This window comes from Bacillus sp. J14TS2 (assembly GCF_018333015.1).
Lineage (GTDB): Bacteria > Bacillota > Bacilli > Bacillales > Bacillaceae_C > Lederbergia.
Genome location: NZ_BORE01000011.1, coordinates 47,474 through 66,004, shown reverse-complemented (window position 1 = coordinate 66,004; position 18,531 = coordinate 47,474). Strand labels below are relative to the sequence as shown.

The window sequence follows — 18,531 nt, the reverse complement described above, 5'->3', positions numbered from 1 at the left end:
TATGTAATGAATGGTGAAAAGGAATTGAAAAGTCTGTCTTGTTGGCTAATGAGAAGCAGGTTGAAAGATTTTAGCCAATTTAGGTTTTAATTCATATGATAAGAATAGAGATACGTATGTTGGAGGTTCTAAAATGACGATATACCATTTTGTAGGTATTAAAGGCTCAGGTATGAGCGCACTTGCACAAATTCTTCATGATAAGGGATATCATGTACAGGGTTCGGATGTGGAGAAGTATTTCTTTACTCAAGCATCTTTGGAAAAATCAAATATTACTATTTTACCTTTTGATCGTGAAAATATTAAATCGAATATGAGAGTGATTGCAGGAAATGCTTTTCCGGACACGCATGAAGAAATTGAAGAAGCGGAGAGATTAGGGATTCCCGTGATTCGTTATCATGCGTTTTTAGGAGAGCTATTGGAAAAGTTTACAAGCATTGCAGTGACAGGGTCGCATGGAAAAACTTCGACAACAGGCTTGATGGCTCATGTGATCGGCGGCGCTAAACCAACGTCGTTTTTGATTGGTGATGGAACAGGTTCTGGAGTGAAGGATGCGGAATATTTTGTATTCGAAGCATGCGAATACCGCAGACATTTTCTAGCCTATCATCCGGATTATGCGATTATGACGAATATTGATTTCGATCATCCTGACTATTTCACGAATATCGATGATGTGTTCTCAGCATTTCAGGATATGGCTATGCAAGTGAACAAAGCCATTATTGCATATGGTGATGATGATTACTTGCAAAAGATCCACGCGAAAGCACCGGTTGTATATTACGGATTTAGAGAAGAAAATGATTTTCAAGCTCGTAATGTTCAAACATCTTCTAACGGAACATCCTTTGATGTGTATGTGAGAAATAATTTTCATGCAACTTTTGAAATTCCTTTGTTTGGTGAACATAATGTTTTAAATGCCTTATCTGTTATTGCTTTATGTCAATATGAAGATATTGATGTGAACATTCTAAAAGAACAATTCAAAAGCTTTAATGGGGTGAAAAGGCGGTTTACAGAAACAAAAGTAGGGAATCAAATTTTGGTGGATGATTACGCACATCATCCGGCAGAAATAAGGGCAACGATTCACGCTGCTAGGCAAAAATACCCTGAGCGGGAGGTTGTTGCTGTATTTCAACCACACACTTTTACCAGAACTCAAACTTTCTTACAAGAGTTTGCCGAAAGCTTAAGTGAAGCAGATAAAGTTTATTTATGTGATATTTTTGGCTCTGCTCGAGAAAATCATGGGAAATTAACGATCGAGGATTTACAGACGCAAATTAACGGGGCTGAAATCCTCGATGAGCATGACACTTCTTCATTGAGTTTACACGATCAAGCAGTGATTTTATTTATGGGCGCTGGCGATATTCAAAAGTTTCAATTGGAATATGAAAATTTCTTAGCCAAACAATTGAGGAAGGCACAATAATTGAGAAGAAAAAGCCTGGAAAACGCTCCAGGCTTTTTCTTACTTTGGATTGGGTATTATCCAGTTCTGGGCCGTTGTCGATGCTACGTACAGGATGTATTAATCCAGACGAAGCAATTATTGGTTTGAGCCTTGCCAACAGGATGTCGACTTTTAGTCTTTCTTCCTAGATCAAGACGCTTGCGCCTTTCTTGATTTCTTGAATAGATCATTTGAAATAGTATAAATTAAACAATATATGACCTTTTTCACAAATTTTAAGGAAAAGGAAGGAATTATATCTATTTATGACGAAGTTTATTTAGTGAAGGAAGTTTAGTTTTTTACTTCAGAGGGTATAGACAAATGAACATAGGAGGTGTTGGACACGTGATTATAATTTTATATTTAAGTGTGGCTGTTATAGCGATTGCCTTTGCTATCCTCGTCATCAGTTTAATGAGAACATTGAATGAACTAAAGGGGACGATGGCAAGCGTATCACACACACTGGACAGTCTAAACAAACAGCTTGAAGGTGTAACAGGTGAGACCACGATGCTACTACATAAGACAAATAGTCTTGCGGAAGATATTCAGGGCAAAGTAGAGAAGTTGGATACTGTTGTCAATGCAGTACAAGAGGTAGGCGGAACGGTCCAAGAGTTGAACCATTCTCTGAAAAAGGTTACAACCTCGATTTCATCATCAATGAATAGAAATCAGGAGAAAATAGCCCAAGTCGTACAATGGGGAGCGGCATTTAAAGAAATAAAAGATAAATGGTTTGGTGAAAAAGGCAAGCATGAGTCTTCGCGAAAACAAAAATCGACTGCTCCAAAAGCAATCCCTGCACCGAAATGGGAGCGAAGTCACTAATAATAAGGAGGAAGAGTAAAATGACAAATGAGCAAAAAGATACAAATACAACGAGTAATTTTATGATTGGAATTGTGGTAGGTAGTATTGTAGGAGCAGCAACTGCGCTTCTAATGGCACCAAAATCGGGGAAAGAATTAAGAACAGACATTGGGACCCAAGTGGAAACATTAAAGGACAAGTCTGGAGAATGGAAAGAAACTGTGATGGAAAAAGGAACAGAATTAACTGCTACAGCGAAAGAAAAGACCGATCAACTTCGTCAAGCTGCTGTAGAAAAAAGCAGTAATGTTGCAGACACGGTGAAAGAAACAACGGAAAAGCTACGTGGAACTGTAAAGGATAAAACAGAGCAAGTAGCTGAATCTGTGAAAGATACGGCAGATGAGTGGAAAGAAACAGTTAACGAAAATGTAGAACAAACTGCGGATCGAGTAGAAAAGGGTGTCGACCAAGTGGATTCGGCAGTCCAAGAAAAAAGCGATGAGGTTGAGGAAAAAGAAGAAGAAATGGCTAAAAAGTAATTCTTCTATCACCAAGAAGACGAAGAGCGAAAAATCTCTTCGTCTTTTTTCATGATAAAAACTTAAGGCGTTTGCGTCATTGTTATCAATTTGCCCTGATCGGCCAAACAATTTCTAAATGGTCTCCATCGCGAATAGGTGAGTAAAAAGTGGCCTCATTGCTATTAATTTTCAAGGAAAAGTTGCCTTTTGCCTCTTCTGGTTTATGGACTTCTACATATTGAAAGATATCTTGAAATATAAAACCATCATTCGGATTCTCTTTGTATTCAATTTGATCTCCATCAATGATGATGGTGTCAGGATCTAAGCGTATACCATTCTTCACATACTCAACGGCTGTTTTCTGAATCGTAATTGGCTGCTCTTCGTAGAAAACAGTAATAGAACGATGAATGGAGTGTTGAAGAAGTAAGCTTAGATTTTGAATGGTTGGGATCATCTTTTGTACAATGGTTAGGTCGATATGATTGGGCAGTTTCTCATGACTTGTTACTTCATTTCCATTGAGCAATATTTGCCCAGAAAAATATGGAAAAAACATTTCCTTTCCATTCATTTTTATTCTGAAAGGACGGAGCAGAGAGTGCAGTTCATCCAATTGCAGGATATGGATAAGTTCATCAATGGTTTCAGGATATTTTGTGTAAATCACATCTCCATCTTGAATCACAGCATGAAGATCGCTGTCTTGGCCGTTTCGGCTGATCCGCATGTGAACAGGATATTTTTGCCCATTAATCATTGCCAATTTCTCTGGAACATCATCTAGTAAGTCTTTGATCTTTACTGAAGTTCGAATGCCATCTGCTCCTTTTTCCACCGTAAGTTGATCGCCATCGTGCACAATATCATCCAATTGACATTCTAGTCCATTTTTTATAATGATCGGCTCTTTCCCGTAGGTGCCTGGTAAGGTTAATGATTGCCCGTTTAATGTTATAAAGCTAGCTAGCCCAGGTTTTCCATAAAGATTCTTTATCGCTAGACCAGAGGCGAGGAGACAATCAGAAACCGTTAGTTCTTTCACCGCAAACATATGACTAGATTGTTCGTTAATCGTGAAAGATACATATTTAATTGGCATATTACGAGCCGAAATGGCAATCCCAATCGGGGTAATATTCTCTGGTCCATTGGAAATATGCTCGGAAAAGGTTAACCCTTGAATGGCATCGGCGCCTCTAATTGCCACTCGATTTTCCGGTAATCCTAGAAGCTGAGCAATTTGTTTAGGCAGTTCAGGCGTCATACTCCCGCCCCCAACAAGCATGACGGCTTTGGGAGGAAGCCCATTGTTTAATGATTTTACTTCATTGCTAATTTCTGTTGCTAAATTGTCAACAGCTGGTAAAATTTGTCCGATCACTTCATCTTTTGAAATTTCTGTTTCAAAGCCCAAAATATCTTTCACTTGCACATAATCCTGCTCCCATAATTGTCGTTTTACTTTTTCTGCAACAGGGAAGTCTAAAAGTAGCTGTTCACTAACGGCTTCTGTGATTTCATCTCCAGCATTTGGAACCATCCCATAGGCAACAACCGTGCCTTCATTTGTAATGGCTATATCTGAAGTACCTGCGCCGATATCAACGAGGGCGACATTAAGTCTTCGCATGGAGACAGGTACAAGCACATTGATGGCCGCAATTGGTTCAAGTGTGAGTGCATCTAGTTTCAAATTTGCGCGGTTTAACGCTTTAATTAATGAATCGACAACCGTTCTTGGTAAAAAGGTTGCAATAATGTCAACCGAGGCAAGCTCGCCCTGTTGGTCAATCAGGTTACCGATTACCTCTTGATCAATAGAATAATGAAGAACAGAGTACCCTACACAATAATAGGAATGCGTATGGTCAGTCTGTTGCTCTTCTGCCACAATTGCTTGAGCCGCTTGGACAGCAGAGAGCTCCAAATACAGGATATCTTCTTTCGTAAGCATCGGCTTACCAGTGATATTCACTTCTGCTTTGGCTCTTTCGGTTTTTAATGAGCGACCAGCAGCCGCGACACATACCTTTGTTAAATTTCCATGTTTTTCTTCTAAATGTCTTTTTACTTCTGTAATTATTTCTGCCACAGCGACGATATCATGTATTTGCCCATCGTGCATCGCCCTTGCTTTATGTTCTTTCATAAATAAGTCTAGTACTGTATATTGATCATCGGTTTGTTCAAGAATAAGCCCGACAACCGAACGTGTACCAATATCTAAAGCGAAAATTCGCTCCTTTTTCACTGAAAAATCACCTGCTTCTTTTTTAAAAAATGACTTTAATACCAAAATAGTGGAAAAAATAAAGATGTTTTCATTCATAACTCACTTTTCATTACTCAATTGAGTGATTTTCTGCTATTATAAGAAATGTACCATAATAGCCTGAAGATGAGAAGAATGTTAAACAGATTGATGCTATTTTTTGTTAAGTATAATTTTTGTTGTGAAATAGTTCACTTGGGTGACAAAATCTGACAAAAATAAATGCTTTCATTTGCTTGATAGCGAATCATTAGCGTATGATAATAAAAATGGGATATTTTGTTTAAAAATGGTTAGTTTTTCGTTTTTTTGTTGACAATAAATAAGAGGAGTGTGAGACCAATGAATATCACAATATATGATGTCGCAAGAGAAGCCAATGTCTCCATGGCAACTGTCTCTAGAGTTGTAAATGGTAATCCAAATGTGAAACCTGCGACTCGCAAAAAAGTAATGGAAGTAATCCAACGTCTAGAATATCGTCCAAATGCTGTAGCAAGGGGTCTTGCAAGTAAAAAGACGACAACGGTTGGAGTGATTATCCCTGATATTTCGAGTATTTTCTATGCAGAATTAGCTCGAGGAATTGAAGATATTGCCACAATGTATAAATACAACATTATTCTAAGTAACTCTGATCAAAATTTGGATAAAGAAATGCACTTGCTGAATACAATGTTAGGAAAACAAGTGGATGGGATTGTCTTTATGGGTGGACATATTACGCAAACTCATATCGATGAATTTAAACGTTCCCCTGTTCCCATTGTTCTAGCGGGATCTGTAGATCCATCTGGAGGAGTTCCTTCGATTAATATTGATTATCGTCAAGCAACCTATGATGCAGTTTCTTCTCTCATTGAACAAGGTCATAAAAACATCGGTTTTGTGATCGGACCTTTAAATAATCCAATTAATCAGGAACAAAAACTAGTGGGTTATAAGGACGCACTAGAAGCATCAGGCATTGAATACCAAGAGGACTATGTCATTGAAGGCGATGAAACGTATGAATCAGGCCTTGAGGTTTGGAGTAAATTCAATGAGATCGAAGACCGTCCGACAGCTATTATCGCCGGAAATGATGATATGGCCATTGGCATTATGAATGGGGCACAAGATCAGGGAGTTTCCATTCCAAATGAACTAGAAATTATTTCTTCTGACGATACGAAATTAGCTACCATGGTACGACCACAACTTTCTTCAATTTCTCAACCTCTTTATGATATTGGTGCAGTCGCCATGCGATTACTAACAAAATATATGAACAAAGAGGAAATCGATGAAGGAACTGTTTTACTCCCACATCGAATTGAATATCGTGACACAACGAAATAAACAGCAACACGTTTAAAGACCATTTTCTTTTCATATGTTACAGACAGATCCAAATCATTGCGATTTGGATCTTTTTCTGAATTTTAAATAGTAGAGGGATTGCCGGAAACCGCAGGATGCGGGGCAGAACAGCATTGCGAGCGTCAGGATAATGATTTTTTAGCTGTTCTACCTTAAATCAGGGCTTGCGTTTCTGTTCTTGTCTAACAAAATATAATGCTCGATCTACTGTCTGTTCGTTTTTTTCTTCGATATCTAAGCGGCGAGGGATGGGATCGTACATGTCGTCTGGGTCATCCCACTCCTTAAGTAAGGGAACAGGGGCCTTCTCTTGCCAGTTTTCAATCCACTCTTTGGGCAGGGGACCAGAGACCTCTGCATGTTCCGTCATTTCTAGCCAAATAAACGACCAGGCTCTCGGAACGACTCTCCATATGTCATAGCCGCCACCACCAACAGCTATCCATTTTCCATTACAGTATTGATGAGCAAGCTTATGAGCGAGCTTAGGAATGTTGCGATACGTCCTCATGGTCGTAGAGAGATGGGTTAATGGATCATGATAGTGTGCATCCACTCCATTTTGCGTTAGGATAATATCGGGTTTAAAGTATTCAGCTATTTCCATAATAGAAGTCGAGTAAGCGTTTAAAAAAGAATCGTCTTCAGTAAAAGCATCTAGCGGAATATTGAAAGAATAACCATATCCACGGTCCTGTCCCCATTCATTGACATTTCCTGTTCCTGGGAAAAGATAACGACCTGTTTCATGTAAGGACAATGTACAGACAGCATCATCATCATAAAAAGAGGCTTGAACACCATCCCCATGATGGGCATCTGTATCAATATACATCACTCGTGCATTATATTTTTCTCGTAAATATTTTATGGCCACTGCACTATCATTATAAATACAAAAGCCAGAAGCCTTTCCACTAAAACCATGATGAAGTCCGCCGCCAAGATGAAGGGCATGAAGGGCTTTCCCTTGCATAACCTGATCGACTGCTGTTAAAGTGCCTCCGACCAGTCTGCTACTTGCTTTGTGCATATCTTGAAAAATCGGTGTGTCTTCTGTACCAAGCCCATAACTTTCCGCTTGATGATTAGGAAGCTCTCCAACACTAGCCATTTTCACCGCTTCAATATAGGGTTTCTGATGGTTGAGAAGTAATTCTTCCTCTGTTGCCATACGTGGAGCTACAATATCTTCTGGACTAATCGCGTTTATTTGTTTTAGTAAATCTAACGTTAACAATAATCTCTGCTGGTTAAAGGGATGATGCTTTGAAAAACGATAGGCGAGTAATTCATCAGAATAAATAAAAACAGCATCTTTTTTCATGTCACTCATCCAAACCAGGGATATTTGGCCAAATCACATCAAGTCCAAACTCTTTCAAAGTCTGCACAAGCTTAAGGGGATTCATAGTAGCGACCCTAAATACCAGCACTTTATGGTCCATATTATGAGAATCAGGATAAACTAGAACACTTAAGACATTGATTTGGTTATTTTTAAAAATAGACGTAACTTCATGTAAGATACCCGCACGATTGGGAACTCTAATTTCAATCTGGGAGCCAGGTTGATCTGCGCCAGTTAACTTTACAAGCGTATGTAATAAATCAGTACTTGTTAAAATGCCAATAAGTTTATTGTTTTGAACAATCGGAAGACACCCAATGCGATGGATGTAGCATAAAGAAGCAACCTCTTCAACAAAATCCAGCGGATGCCCCGTGATTACCTCTGTGATCATGATAGTTGATAATGGTTGTTCTAATAACTCCTGCGCCTTATCACCTTCCAATAAAACAGGTGTAGCGGCTTTAATATCTCTTTCTGTTACAAGTCCAGCAATTTCTTGTTTATTGTTCAATAATGGCAAATGGCGAATTTTAGCATCATGCATCAGCTCAATCGCTGCTCTTAGAGAATCATCGGGAGTAAGGGTTATAACATTTTTTTTCATTATTTCTTCTACAAGCAATCCAGTCAACTCCTATTCAAGTATATGTAAAAATGGCCAAGTCAGCTTAAAGGTGCTGACATCAATTGCTAACGTCCGCCACTGAAAGTTTAATACATAATCGAGTTCTTCTATCACGAAGTGTCTGTTTAGAGAAAATCGTTAATACATAAAACGATTGATAAACCGGATATTATCAAATTTCTGGACAGAATCTGGGGGCACTCTTTTACCAACACGGACCATTAAGCAATTGGCCGGATGAGAGGTGATCTCAGGATCATCTGTTGCATACCATACAAGGCCGCCTGAACTCATCATTTTCTCCATCACTTTTCGATATTCCCACACATTTAATCCAGTCCCTTTAAGATCCCAGTGCCAATAATATTCTGTTGTGATAATAATATAATCCTCCATTGCATCATCCATCATGGATACATCTAGCAAGGCCTTCCCAACACCGGCACTGCGAAATTTTGGGACTACTTCTATCGCACCTAGCTCAATTAAATTTTCAAGATTTCCTTGCGACCAGCGTTCAAGTGGATCAGGATATAGGAAGGTGACATAGCCGACAACTTGATTTTCTTCGCGAGCGATAATAATGCGCCCTTCAGGGAGATCAGCAATTTCAACTAGCGCTTCCTGTTGCTGTTTAGCGGGCCTAAAAGCGACTAAGTCCTCATGAAACGCTAAATTTGCCAGCGTATCTCCTGATATTGGGCCTTCAATCAGCAAAGTTCCATTATTGCTCTTAAGCTGTCTAGCATTATATGTTTTTTTGTGATCCATTTAAACCCCTCCTTTCAGATCGATTAACATTAAAAAATGATTAAATATATTGTGAAAAAATTGTGAATGAGTTAGTCTTATATTATAATAGTATACACCATTTATAGTAAGCGTATACAGTGAAAGCTATTTTAAAATAAGAGAATGATAGCTTATACGCTACTAGAAGAGTGGTGAATGTAAATCGAACAAAAGGGAGTTGTCAAGAAATGAACTTGGAAGCGTTACCGGTTGTTCAAGGTAAATACAATCTAGTAAACTACAAGGATACTTGTGCAAATTTTGATTGGGCTGATACTGAGAAGCAGTTCTCATGGTATGAAACAGGTCGAGTCAATATGGCTTATGAAGCCATTGATCGTCATGCAGAAACGTTTAGGAAAAATAAGGTTGCTCTTTATTTTCGTGATGATAATAGGGAGGAAAAATATACATTTCGTGATATGAAATTATTGACGAATAAGGCTGCTAACGTTTTGAAAACGCATGGAAATGTTGAAAAAGGAGACCGAGTCTTTATCTTCATGCCTCGTTCCCCTGAATTATATTTTGCCACATTGGGAACGATTAAGCTTGGTGCGATCGTCGGTCCTTTGTTCGAGGCTTTTATGGAAGGGGCCGTGAAAGATAGATTAGAAGATAGTAAAGCGAAAGTGCTTGTGACGACTCCAGAATTACTTGAAAGGGTTCCAGTCGAAGAATTGCCTGATTTGAAGACTGTTTTCCTGGTAGGAGAAGATGTTGAAGAAACAGAAACGCTTATTGATTTTCAAAAACATATGCATGAAGCAGATAACGATTTAGATATTGAATGGGTGGATCGGGAAGATGGCCTAATTTTACACTACACTTCTGGTTCAACTGGTCGTCCTAAAGGGGTCCTTCATGTTCATAATGCCATGGTTCAGCAATATCAGACAGCCCGTTGGGTATTAGACTTACAAGAAGAAGATGTCTATTGGTGTACAGCTGATCCAGGCTGGGTAACAGGTACATCGTACGGGATTTTTGGACCGTGGCTAGCAGGTGCATCAAATGTGATTGTAGGAGGACGGTTTAAGCCAGAAACTTGGTATCAAACTTTAGAGGATTTTGGTGTGACTGTGTGGTATAGCGCTCCAACGGCATTTAGAATGTTAATGAGTGCTGGGGATGAGCTAGTAAAACAATTTGATCTTTCAGAGCTTCGCCATGTGTTGAGTGTAGGTGAACCGCTTAATCCGGAAGTGATTCGCTGGGGATCAAAAGTGTTCAACAAACGGATCCATGATACGTGGTGGATGACGGAAACAGGGGCACAATTGATTGTGAATTTCCCTTGCTTAGAAATTAAACCAGGCTCAATGGGGAAACCAATCCCAGGCGTAGAAGCTGCGATTGTAGATGACCAAGGAAATATCTTACCGCCTAATCGGATGGGGAATTTAGCGATTAAGAAAGGTTGGCCTTCTATGATGCGTGCGGTCTGGAACAACCAGGCAAAGTATGATTCATATTTTCTACCAGGAGGCTGGTATGTTTCAGGTGATTCTGCCTATGTGGATGAAGATGGCTACTTCTTCTTCCAAGGGAGAGTCGATGATGTCATTATGACCTCTGGTGAACGAGTAGGTCCATTTGAAGTAGAGAGTAAAATTCTTGAGCACCCAGCTGTGGCAGAAGCAGGGGTAATTGGAAAACCCGATCCTGTTCGCGGTGAAATCATTAAAGCGTTCGTTGCTCTACTTGAAGGAAACGAACCAACAGACGAATTAAAAGAGGATATTAGACAATTTGTGAAAAAAGGTCTTGCTGCCCACGCAGCACCCCGTGAAATTGAATTCCGCGACAAGCTGCCGAAAACACGAAGCGGGAAAATTATGCGCCGGGTCTTAAAGGCCTGGGAGCTTGATTTACCAACAGGCGACCTATCCACAATGGAAGACTAGACTAGAAAAGCGGAAGGCGGTTGCCTAGGGGCGACAAGCAAATGTTCCTGAACCAAAGAAGGGTGAACTTTCCCTTTATGGGTTCAGGGTTATTTGACCTCGAGCCCCTACCGCCTGCAGCTAGACAGAGAAAAGCGGAAGCGCCTGTTTAGCGGGATGATGAACAGCTAAATTCGCGCCGTCCTGGCGGCAGACTCAAACGCGACGTCCTGTCGCTTCGTCTGCACTAGTACTTCCTGTACGTCGCAACGCTGTTCTGACCAACATCTTGTTGGCCTAAATTTAAAGACTTTCGACGAGATAAAGGAAACACGAGGAGTCCGCAGGACGAGTCGATGTTGACTTATCGTAGGAGGAAGACGTAAATTTGCTAGTCGCTAGGCGCAGTAGCTAGCCAAAGAAAAGCGGAGGGCGGTTGTAGTAAGGACATCCGACTTTGAAAAAAGTGGTTACCCTTGATAAAAGGGTAACCACTTTTTTTTGTATAGATAAAGCTGGTTCGGTCTATTCTTCTTCATCCTGCTTTGGCGGCTCTTTTTCCTCTTCTTTCTCTTTCTCCTTGTTTGCTTCCTCCTGCTTTTGCTCTTGTTCCTTTTGTTTTGCTTCTTCTGCTTTTTTTTGCTCATCTTTTACTTTTTGCTGTTCTTCTTTTTTCTTATTTTCCTCTTCTGCTTTTTTTGCCACTTCTTTAGCTTTGTCTTCTTCTTCTTTCTTTTTCTTTTCCTCTTCTTTTTTCTTCTCTTCTTCCCTATCTTTGCCAACATGATTGGACGGTTTAGATTCCCTGCCAGCTACATCGACTGCGACAACATAGAATTTTCCATTTCCGACTTTTTGAGAGAGTGTACCATCGGAAAGAACAGAAGCGACTTTTTTACCACCTTCATTATATACACGATATCCGATAACATCGTGACTGTCAGATCTACTCCATGTAATTGTTTGGCCATCCATTTTTGCAGAAACAGTTGCTGGTGCTTTCCCATCATCTTCTAATTTAGCATCGGCTACAACCAGTTTTTCCCATTGGGAATTTGCTGGAACGAGTTGGGAATAGTCACTCACAAAACCATAGGTGATTCGATTTAGAAAACTTTGATTGATGATCAATCCTGATTTTGTAAATTCTTTCGGTGTAGAAGATAAGGCAGCATATTTATTTCCATTGGCTAAAATATAGCGGCCACCGGCACCTAGGCTATCATCTGTTTTATCTGGTACATATTTTGCATTATAGATATCTGTTCGAACAAGTCCTGCTTTTTGACAGGCTTCAGATGGAGCCATTCCAGAAACGGCACAGTAAGAACGGTTCACAATTCCCCCAGGGGCTTTAAAACGTTCTTTTGGTGCAATTAATTCTGGATCTACATCATAAGCCGCGTTCATCAGCTTGGCCCAAATTCCATAATTCCGTTGTCCATTATCCGTACTTGATGTTCGATTAGAAGCATAACCAACCCAAGAACCAAATGTGATATTCGGATTTGAACCAATGAGCCATGAATCACGATATTCATTCGTTGTCCCTGTTTTTCCTGCCCAATCTGTAGAAAACTTTAACATTCCAGGAACAGAGGAAGCCGTTGCCCCTGGTCGATTGAATACGTCACGCATCATATCAATCATTAAATAAGCGGTTTGTGGGCTGAAAACTTCAACAGGCTTTTTCTTATGCTCATAGACAATCTCGCCATCATGGTCTGTAATCTTGTCAACCATATAAGCATCAATGAATTCTCCTCCATTGGCAAAGGTTGTATAGGCATTGGTGTTTTCTTCTACCTTCACCCCATGTGTGAGTCCACCGAGTGCAGAGGAGAGATAACTTCCTTCTTCTTTACTAACGCTGGTAATTCCCATCTTACGTAAATATTTCGCAGGATCCTTATCGCGAATTTTATAAAAAGTACTAACGGCTGAAGCATTATAGGAATTGGCTAAAGCTTCTCTTGCTGATACAAGACCATAGTATCTCCAAGAAGAGTAGTTTTTTGGTGTGTACGTTCCACCGGAACCATTAGGGAAATTATACGGTAAATCGGCAATGACTGCACCGGGAGCACTTTCTCCCATTTCGATTGCTGGACCGTAAACAAGTAATGGCTTCATACTGGATCCATTTGGTCTTGGTACATTGGTGGCATAATTCCATTGATCTTGTTTAAAATCTCGCCCCCCAACAAAACTTAAAATTTTCCCTGTTTTATTATCAATTAAAATTGCCCCGACCTGCATCGGATCGTCAACTTCTTCCATTTCGCCTGTCTCTGGGTTTGTTCGGTCTCTTTTATAGGTAGGACCGTAGTTCTGATATTCATTCTTTGCTTTTTCAAAAGTATCATATAACTTTTTGTTAATGGTGGAATGTATTTGATAGCCATTTTGGCGAATATCCCGGTCAGCTAAGGTTACGTACTTTTGTTTTAAATCTTCATCTTTCTCTAAATCTTTCTTTTTGTGGCCATCTTGTTTCGCGAGCACTTCTGCTAATATGTCAATTGATCTTTCTTCAATTTCCGCCATTATAGCAGGGTACTTATCATAAGATCGTTGCTGCTTAGGAATGAAATCCTTTGTAATGTCATAAGCGATAGCTTCTTTATATTCTTTTTCCTTAATATAACCTTCTTTTTTCATTCTGTTTAAAACGGTCTTCATTCGATTTATACCAGGCTCTAGCAATTCAGGATCTTTTATTTCTCCTTGGTTTGTAAAGGGAGTATACCTGAATGGACTTTGTGGTAAACCAGCAATGAAGGCAGCTTGGGGGAGGGTAAGATCTTTTGCATCCTCACCAAAAATTCCCGTTGCGGCTGCTTGTACACCGCCAATATTTTGCCCAGTAGAATTTCGCCCAAATGTCGTGACATTCAAATAGGCTTCTAAAATTTCATCCTTATCCATAAAACGTTCAATCCGCAGGGCGAGCAAAACTTCTTTTGCCTTTCGATCGAAAGAAACTTCGTTTGTAAGAATTTGGTTTTTTATTAATTGCTGTGTGAGTGTACTTCCTCCTGATTGCACAGCGGAATTCGTAAATTCTTGGAATACGGCCCTAAATAGAGCTTTTGGAACGACTCCTTTATGCTCATAAAAATATTCATCTTCTGTTGCAACAACGGCTTTCTTTAGGTTATCGGAAACTTCGTCAATTTTAATTTCTTCTCTGTCAATATCAGCCCGTAATTTCCCTAATTCTTTATTACCAGCAAAATAAACTGTGGAAGTTTCCTCATATTGGTGAACACTTTTCACCATCTCTTCTTTTGCCAATACTTTTTGGTCTTTAACAAGTGAGGCAAAATAACCTAATCCAATACCACCTGCAAAAGCTCCCCCAATAATAAAGACAATGATAAATAGAAGCAGAAGATTCCAAGTTACACCGTATGTAACTCTCGCCCCTCTTAAGATCGATTTATAATGAATTTTGGAAGCAAATTCTTTGATACTCTCCCAAATTTTTTGCACTTGGTCTTTCATTTTTTTCATCCCTCCCAAAATCATTCCTATTATAGCATAATTCATGGATAGGAATGGTAGAGTAAGCGAAATTTTTGTGGGAATTTGACATTCTTGTTGGAATATGGTTAAAATACGTTAAGTTCATTAAAAAACATACTTGCTTTGATAGGAATAAGTAGTGGGCTGTCCCTGTGATTAGAGAATCGATGGTTGGTGCAAATCGATACAAACAGTCGAACGAATTACCTCCTTGAGCATTTGTCGTGAAGAATGATTAATAGCGACAAACGGTTTAATGCCGTTATATATGGAGAGCGGGGAAGCGAGCAATCGTTTCTCAAGTTGGGTGGTACCACGATAATAATTCGTCCCTTCGTTTTTACGAAGGGGCGTTTTTTATTTTTTTGAAAGAGAGGACAGAAGATGAGTACATTATTAGATGATTTAAAATGGAGAGGTCTCATTTATCAAGAAACGGATGGGGAAGGTTTAGCAGACACATTAAATAAAGAAAAAATATCTTTATATTGTGGTGTGGACCCAACCGCGGATAGCATGCATATCGGCCACTTGCTGCCATTTCTTACCCTTAGAAGATTTCAGACACATGGACATCGTCCTATTGTTTTGGTTGGTGGGGCGACAGGATTGATTGGCGACCCTAGTGGGAAAAAAGAAGAGAGAAAGCTGCAAACGATGGAACAAGTCGAGCAAAATGTGCAAGGACTTAAAAAGCAGCTTGAGCAAATCTTTGATTTTCAAGGTGAAAATGGAGCGGTCCTAACAAACAACTTTGATTGGGTAGGACCAATGGATTTGATTACTTTCTTAAGAGATTATGGGAAAAATATTGGTGTTAACTATATGCTGGCCAAGGATACGATTTCATCACGATTGGAGACCGGAATCTCATTCACCGAATTTACGTATACCATTCTTCAAGCGATTGATTTCTACCAATTGTACGAAAGCTGGAACTGTAAAATGCAAATTGGTGGTAGTGATCAATGGGGAAATATTACAACTGGCTTAGAAATGATTCGAAAAATGTCTGGAGAAGGTGCGAAGGCATTTGGGATGACGATTCCTTTGGTAACAAAGGCAGATGGGACAAAATTTGGTAAAACAGAGAGTGGGGCCATTTGGCTTGATCCAGACAAAACGACTCCTTATGAATTTTATCAATTTTGGATTAATACTTCAGATGCCGATGTGATCAAATATTTAAAGCTATTTACCTTTTTGGAAAAACCGGAAATTGAAGAGCTGGAGAAATCAGTACAATCAGAAGCCCATTTAAGGAAAGCACAACGGACATTAGCAGAAGAAATGACACGATTAATCCATGGGGAAGAGGCCTTACAGCAAGCTATTCGCATAACGGAAGCTTTATTTAGTGGCAACTTTGCTTCTTTAAATGCAAAGGAAATTGCCCAAGGTATGAAGGATGTCCCTACATTTGAACATGAAGAAGGAATGGAAACTGGACTAGTCGAAATTTTAGTACAGGCAAAAATCTCACCATCCAAACGTCAAGCAAGAGAAGATATTCAAAATGGTGCAGTCTCCATTAATGGGGAGAAAATGACGGATGTGCATTATATAATAGAAGAAAGCGACAAATTGGATGGAAAATTCACTGTCATCCGTCGCGGAAAGAAAAAATATTATTTGCTTCAATATAAATAAGAAGAGCAGAAAGATATAATGATATGGAGAACGGCGTAAAGCGTAATAATGACTGCGCCGTTCTAATCCTGCATAAGAAGTTTGAGCCTACAAAAAAGATATAGGTGGAGCGAAGACACATGGATAAAGCCGTTATTTTAGATAAAACACGAGAATGGGTCTATCAAAAGTTGAAAGCGGATGCAAGTGGACATGATTGGTGGCATATTGTTCGGGTTACTCAAACAGCCAAAATCATTGCAGAAGAGGAAAAGGCAGATATATTTATTTGTGAATTAGCAGCCTTATTGCATGATATAGCTGATATTAAATTATATGAGAATGAGGCAGAACAAATTGAGAAAATAAAAAAATGGTTAAAGGATTTAACAGTAGAAGATCATACAATAGCAAGTGTTATTGAGATCATTCAGACAATGTCATACAGAGGGGGCGGGCGTCCACCTATGAAGACAAAGGAAGGGGAGATTGTTCAAGATGCTGATCGGCTTGATGCAATTGGAGCAATTGGCATTGCACGTACATTCGCTTTTTCAGGAGCTATGGATCGATTAATTTATGATCCTATAGAAGAATGCGAACCTCCTCATTCATCTCAACACCTTCAAATTGAACATGCTAGCACCATCCAACACTTTTATGATAAATTATTACATTTAAAAGATTTAATGAACACGGAATATGCAAGGAGAATGGCGGAAACCAGACATAGCTATATGGAAGGATATTTAAAGCAGTTTTTTAAAGAGTGGAGTGGCGAGCTTTAAACAACTTAAGGAAGCGGATGTTTACGAAGCAAAAATAAAGGGAAAACCATTAATAAGTTAAAATAACCTGAATAGATTAGTAAGCTTGATATGAAATGGATCAGGCTTTTTTTATTTTAATGAGATAGAAATTTTTATAAAAAAGGAGAGGAAAAAACATCTTAAATCATCACGATAAAAACACCTTTGTGAATGAACTGGGTTGGTTACTTCGTGAGTATTGGCAGGCTCCTGCCTATTTGCGTGCAGTTATACTTGAAGATATATTGCTATTATGTAATGCCATTAGTTCGACAGAAACATAGAGGGACTTCACATATGCATCCTTTTCGCTTATCCGCCCCTGATTCATACCTTATTAAAATTTTCAGATCATAAATATCTCCCTTCCTTAATATACTGTTCCTTAGAGGGTATATGCACTGCTCTGGAGGGAGAAACGATGGCGACAAGACCACTTATTTTGCGCCCAGGTGATACAATTGGAATTGTGACATTGGGGAGTCCGTTAGACCGGAGTATAATTGATGCGCGAATTAATACGCTCCTAGATATGGGATTTACAGTCGTATTGGGTCAATATGTCTATGCTCAAGATGGCTTCCTTGCTGGCACAGATCAGGAACGTGCGTCTGACTTGATGGCTATGTTTGAAAATGATCAAGTCAAGCTAATTTTGCCTACTCGAGGTGGTGTTGGTGTTGCGGGCATTCTTCCATATCTCGATTATGAAATCATTCGCCGTCACCCAAAAATTATAACAGGCTATAGTGATATGACGATATTATTGAATGTCCTTTATCAATATGCCGATTTAATCACATTTCAAAGTCTAATGCTGATCGACTTTCAACTGGCTACACCCGCTTATAATTTCGACCAGTTTTTTATAGATACGTCAACCCTCACGGCCCCTCGGCTCATTGTTAATCCACCCGATATTCCACTTATAAGCCGTGTTCCCGGGAATGTCACGGGTCCCATTGTTGGAGGGAACTTAGCCTCCTTTGTTGATAACTTAGGAACCTCTTTTGAAATAGACACACGAAACAAAATCTTGTTTTTGGAAGAGACGCATGAACCCATTAATAAAGTCTATCGATATATGAATCATTTGAAGCTTGCTGGAAAATTTGCCGACTGTATCGGCATTGTTTTAGGCGAGTGTACAAATTGTCCAATTGCTTATGGTCAGACTTACGAAGATTTCATTAATGAATTTGTTGTGCCACTAGGTAAACCGCTTATGACGAATCTCATGTCTGCCCACGGCTATTATAAAGCGTCCATTCCAATTGGTGCAACCGCCAATCTGGATACAATCAATAATACATTAACGATACTTGAGCCGACTGTCAGCCTTTAATATGGCTATAGCATATCTAAAATAGAAGAGGCCATTTCTATAAATATCCATTCAAGAATCAAATCCTGAAGGCAATGACCTTCAGGATTTGAATTTTTATCCCGAA

The 18,531-nt window shown here is 39.4% G+C and carries 13 protein-coding genes and 1 other annotated feature; of the genes, 8 read left to right on the top strand and 5 right to left on the bottom strand.

Going from position 1 to position 18,531, the window contains the following annotated elements; genetic code table 11:
* Window positions 1-133: 133 nt before the first annotated feature.
* From murC to KI375_RS17180, 3 genes are all read left to right on the top strand, one after another.
* Window positions 134-1,453: a UDP-N-acetylmuramate--L-alanine ligase gene (murC, locus tag KI375_RS17190; RefSeq protein ID WP_212974701.1), complete on the top strand. Its 1,320-nt coding sequence runs from the start codon at window positions 134-136 to the stop codon at window positions 1,451-1,453.
* Between the two features lie 369 nt (window positions 1,454-1,822).
* The gene (locus KI375_RS17185; RefSeq protein WP_212974700.1) at window positions 1,823-2,311 is read left to right on the top strand and encodes a DUF948 domain-containing protein; all 489 of its coding nucleotides are present in this window, start codon (window positions 1,823-1,825) and stop codon (window positions 2,309-2,311) included.
* Between the two features lie 20 nt (window positions 2,312-2,331).
* Window positions 2,332-2,835: a YtxH domain-containing protein gene (locus KI375_RS17180; RefSeq protein ID WP_212974699.1), complete on the top strand. Its 504-nt coding sequence runs from the start codon at window positions 2,332-2,334 to the stop codon at window positions 2,833-2,835.
* Window positions 2,836-2,920: 85 nt separating this feature from the next.
* Here the strand turns inward: KI375_RS17180 and KI375_RS17175 are convergent, their stop codons facing one another.
* A complete protein-coding gene (locus tag KI375_RS17175) occupies window positions 2,921-5,152 on the bottom strand; it encodes a cell division protein FtsA (RefSeq protein WP_212974698.1) in 2,232 nt (743 codons plus the stop codon).
* A gap of 285 nt (window positions 5,153-5,437) precedes the next feature.
* Between KI375_RS17175 and ccpA the strand changes: the two genes are divergently transcribed.
* Window positions 5,438-6,436 carry a catabolite control protein A gene (gene ccpA, locus KI375_RS17170; RefSeq protein ID WP_212974697.1) on the top strand — a complete coding sequence of 333 codons (999 nt, stop codon included), beginning with the start codon at window positions 5,438-5,440 and terminating at the stop codon, window positions 6,434-6,436.
* A 178-nt stretch (window positions 6,437-6,614) separates the two neighbouring features.
* Here ccpA and KI375_RS17165 read toward each other — a convergent pair whose 3' ends face one another.
* The 3 genes from KI375_RS17165 to KI375_RS17155 form a co-directional block, all read right to left on the bottom strand.
* Window positions 6,615-7,784, bottom strand: a complete 1,170-nt coding sequence (locus tag KI375_RS17165) for an acetoin utilization protein AcuC (RefSeq protein ID WP_212974696.1) — start codon at window positions 7,782-7,784, stop codon at window positions 6,615-6,617.
* Between the two features lies 1 nt (window position 7,785).
* The gene (locus KI375_RS17160) at window positions 7,786-8,433 is read right to left on the bottom strand and encodes an acetoin utilization AcuB family protein (RefSeq protein WP_212974695.1); all 648 of its coding nucleotides are present in this window, start codon (window positions 8,431-8,433) and stop codon (window positions 7,786-7,788) included.
* 141 nt (window positions 8,434-8,574) lie between these two features.
* Complete coding sequence (locus KI375_RS17155) at window positions 8,575-9,207, bottom strand: GNAT family N-acetyltransferase (RefSeq protein ID WP_212974694.1); 633 nt, start codon at window positions 9,205-9,207, stop codon at window positions 8,575-8,577.
* Between the two features lie 209 nt (window positions 9,208-9,416).
* Between KI375_RS17155 and acsA the strand changes: the two genes are divergently transcribed.
* The gene (gene acsA / locus KI375_RS17150) at window positions 9,417-11,135 is read left to right on the top strand and encodes an acetate--CoA ligase (protein WP_212974693.1); all 1,719 of its coding nucleotides are present in this window, start codon (window positions 9,417-9,419) and stop codon (window positions 11,133-11,135) included.
* A gap of 504 nt (window positions 11,136-11,639) precedes the next feature.
* Here acsA and KI375_RS17145 read toward each other — a convergent pair.
* Window positions 11,640-14,621 (bottom strand): transglycosylase domain-containing protein, encoded by a 2,982-nt coding sequence (locus tag KI375_RS17145; RefSeq protein ID WP_212974692.1) that lies wholly within the window; start codon window positions 14,619-14,621, stop codon window positions 11,640-11,642.
* A 135-nt stretch (window positions 14,622-14,756) separates the two neighbouring features.
* Window positions 14,757-14,979, top strand: a binding site (T-box leader).
* 47 nt (window positions 14,980-15,026) lie between these two features.
* Between KI375_RS17145 and tyrS the strand changes: the two genes are divergently transcribed.
* From tyrS to KI375_RS17130, 3 genes are all read left to right on the top strand, one after another.
* A complete protein-coding gene (gene tyrS / locus KI375_RS17140; protein WP_212974691.1) occupies window positions 15,027-16,292 on the top strand; it encodes a tyrosine--tRNA ligase in 1,266 nt (421 codons plus the stop codon).
* Between the two features lie 119 nt (window positions 16,293-16,411).
* Window positions 16,412-17,059: an HD domain-containing protein gene (locus tag KI375_RS17135; RefSeq protein ID WP_212974690.1), complete on the top strand. Its 648-nt coding sequence runs from the start codon at window positions 16,412-16,414 to the stop codon at window positions 17,057-17,059.
* A gap of 442 nt (window positions 17,060-17,501) precedes the next feature.
* Window positions 17,502-18,425 carry a S66 peptidase family protein gene (locus KI375_RS17130; protein ID WP_212974689.1) on the top strand — a complete coding sequence of 308 codons (924 nt, stop codon included), beginning with the start codon at window positions 17,502-17,504 and terminating at the stop codon, window positions 18,423-18,425.
* The last annotated feature ends 106 nt before the right edge of the window (window positions 18,426-18,531 follow it).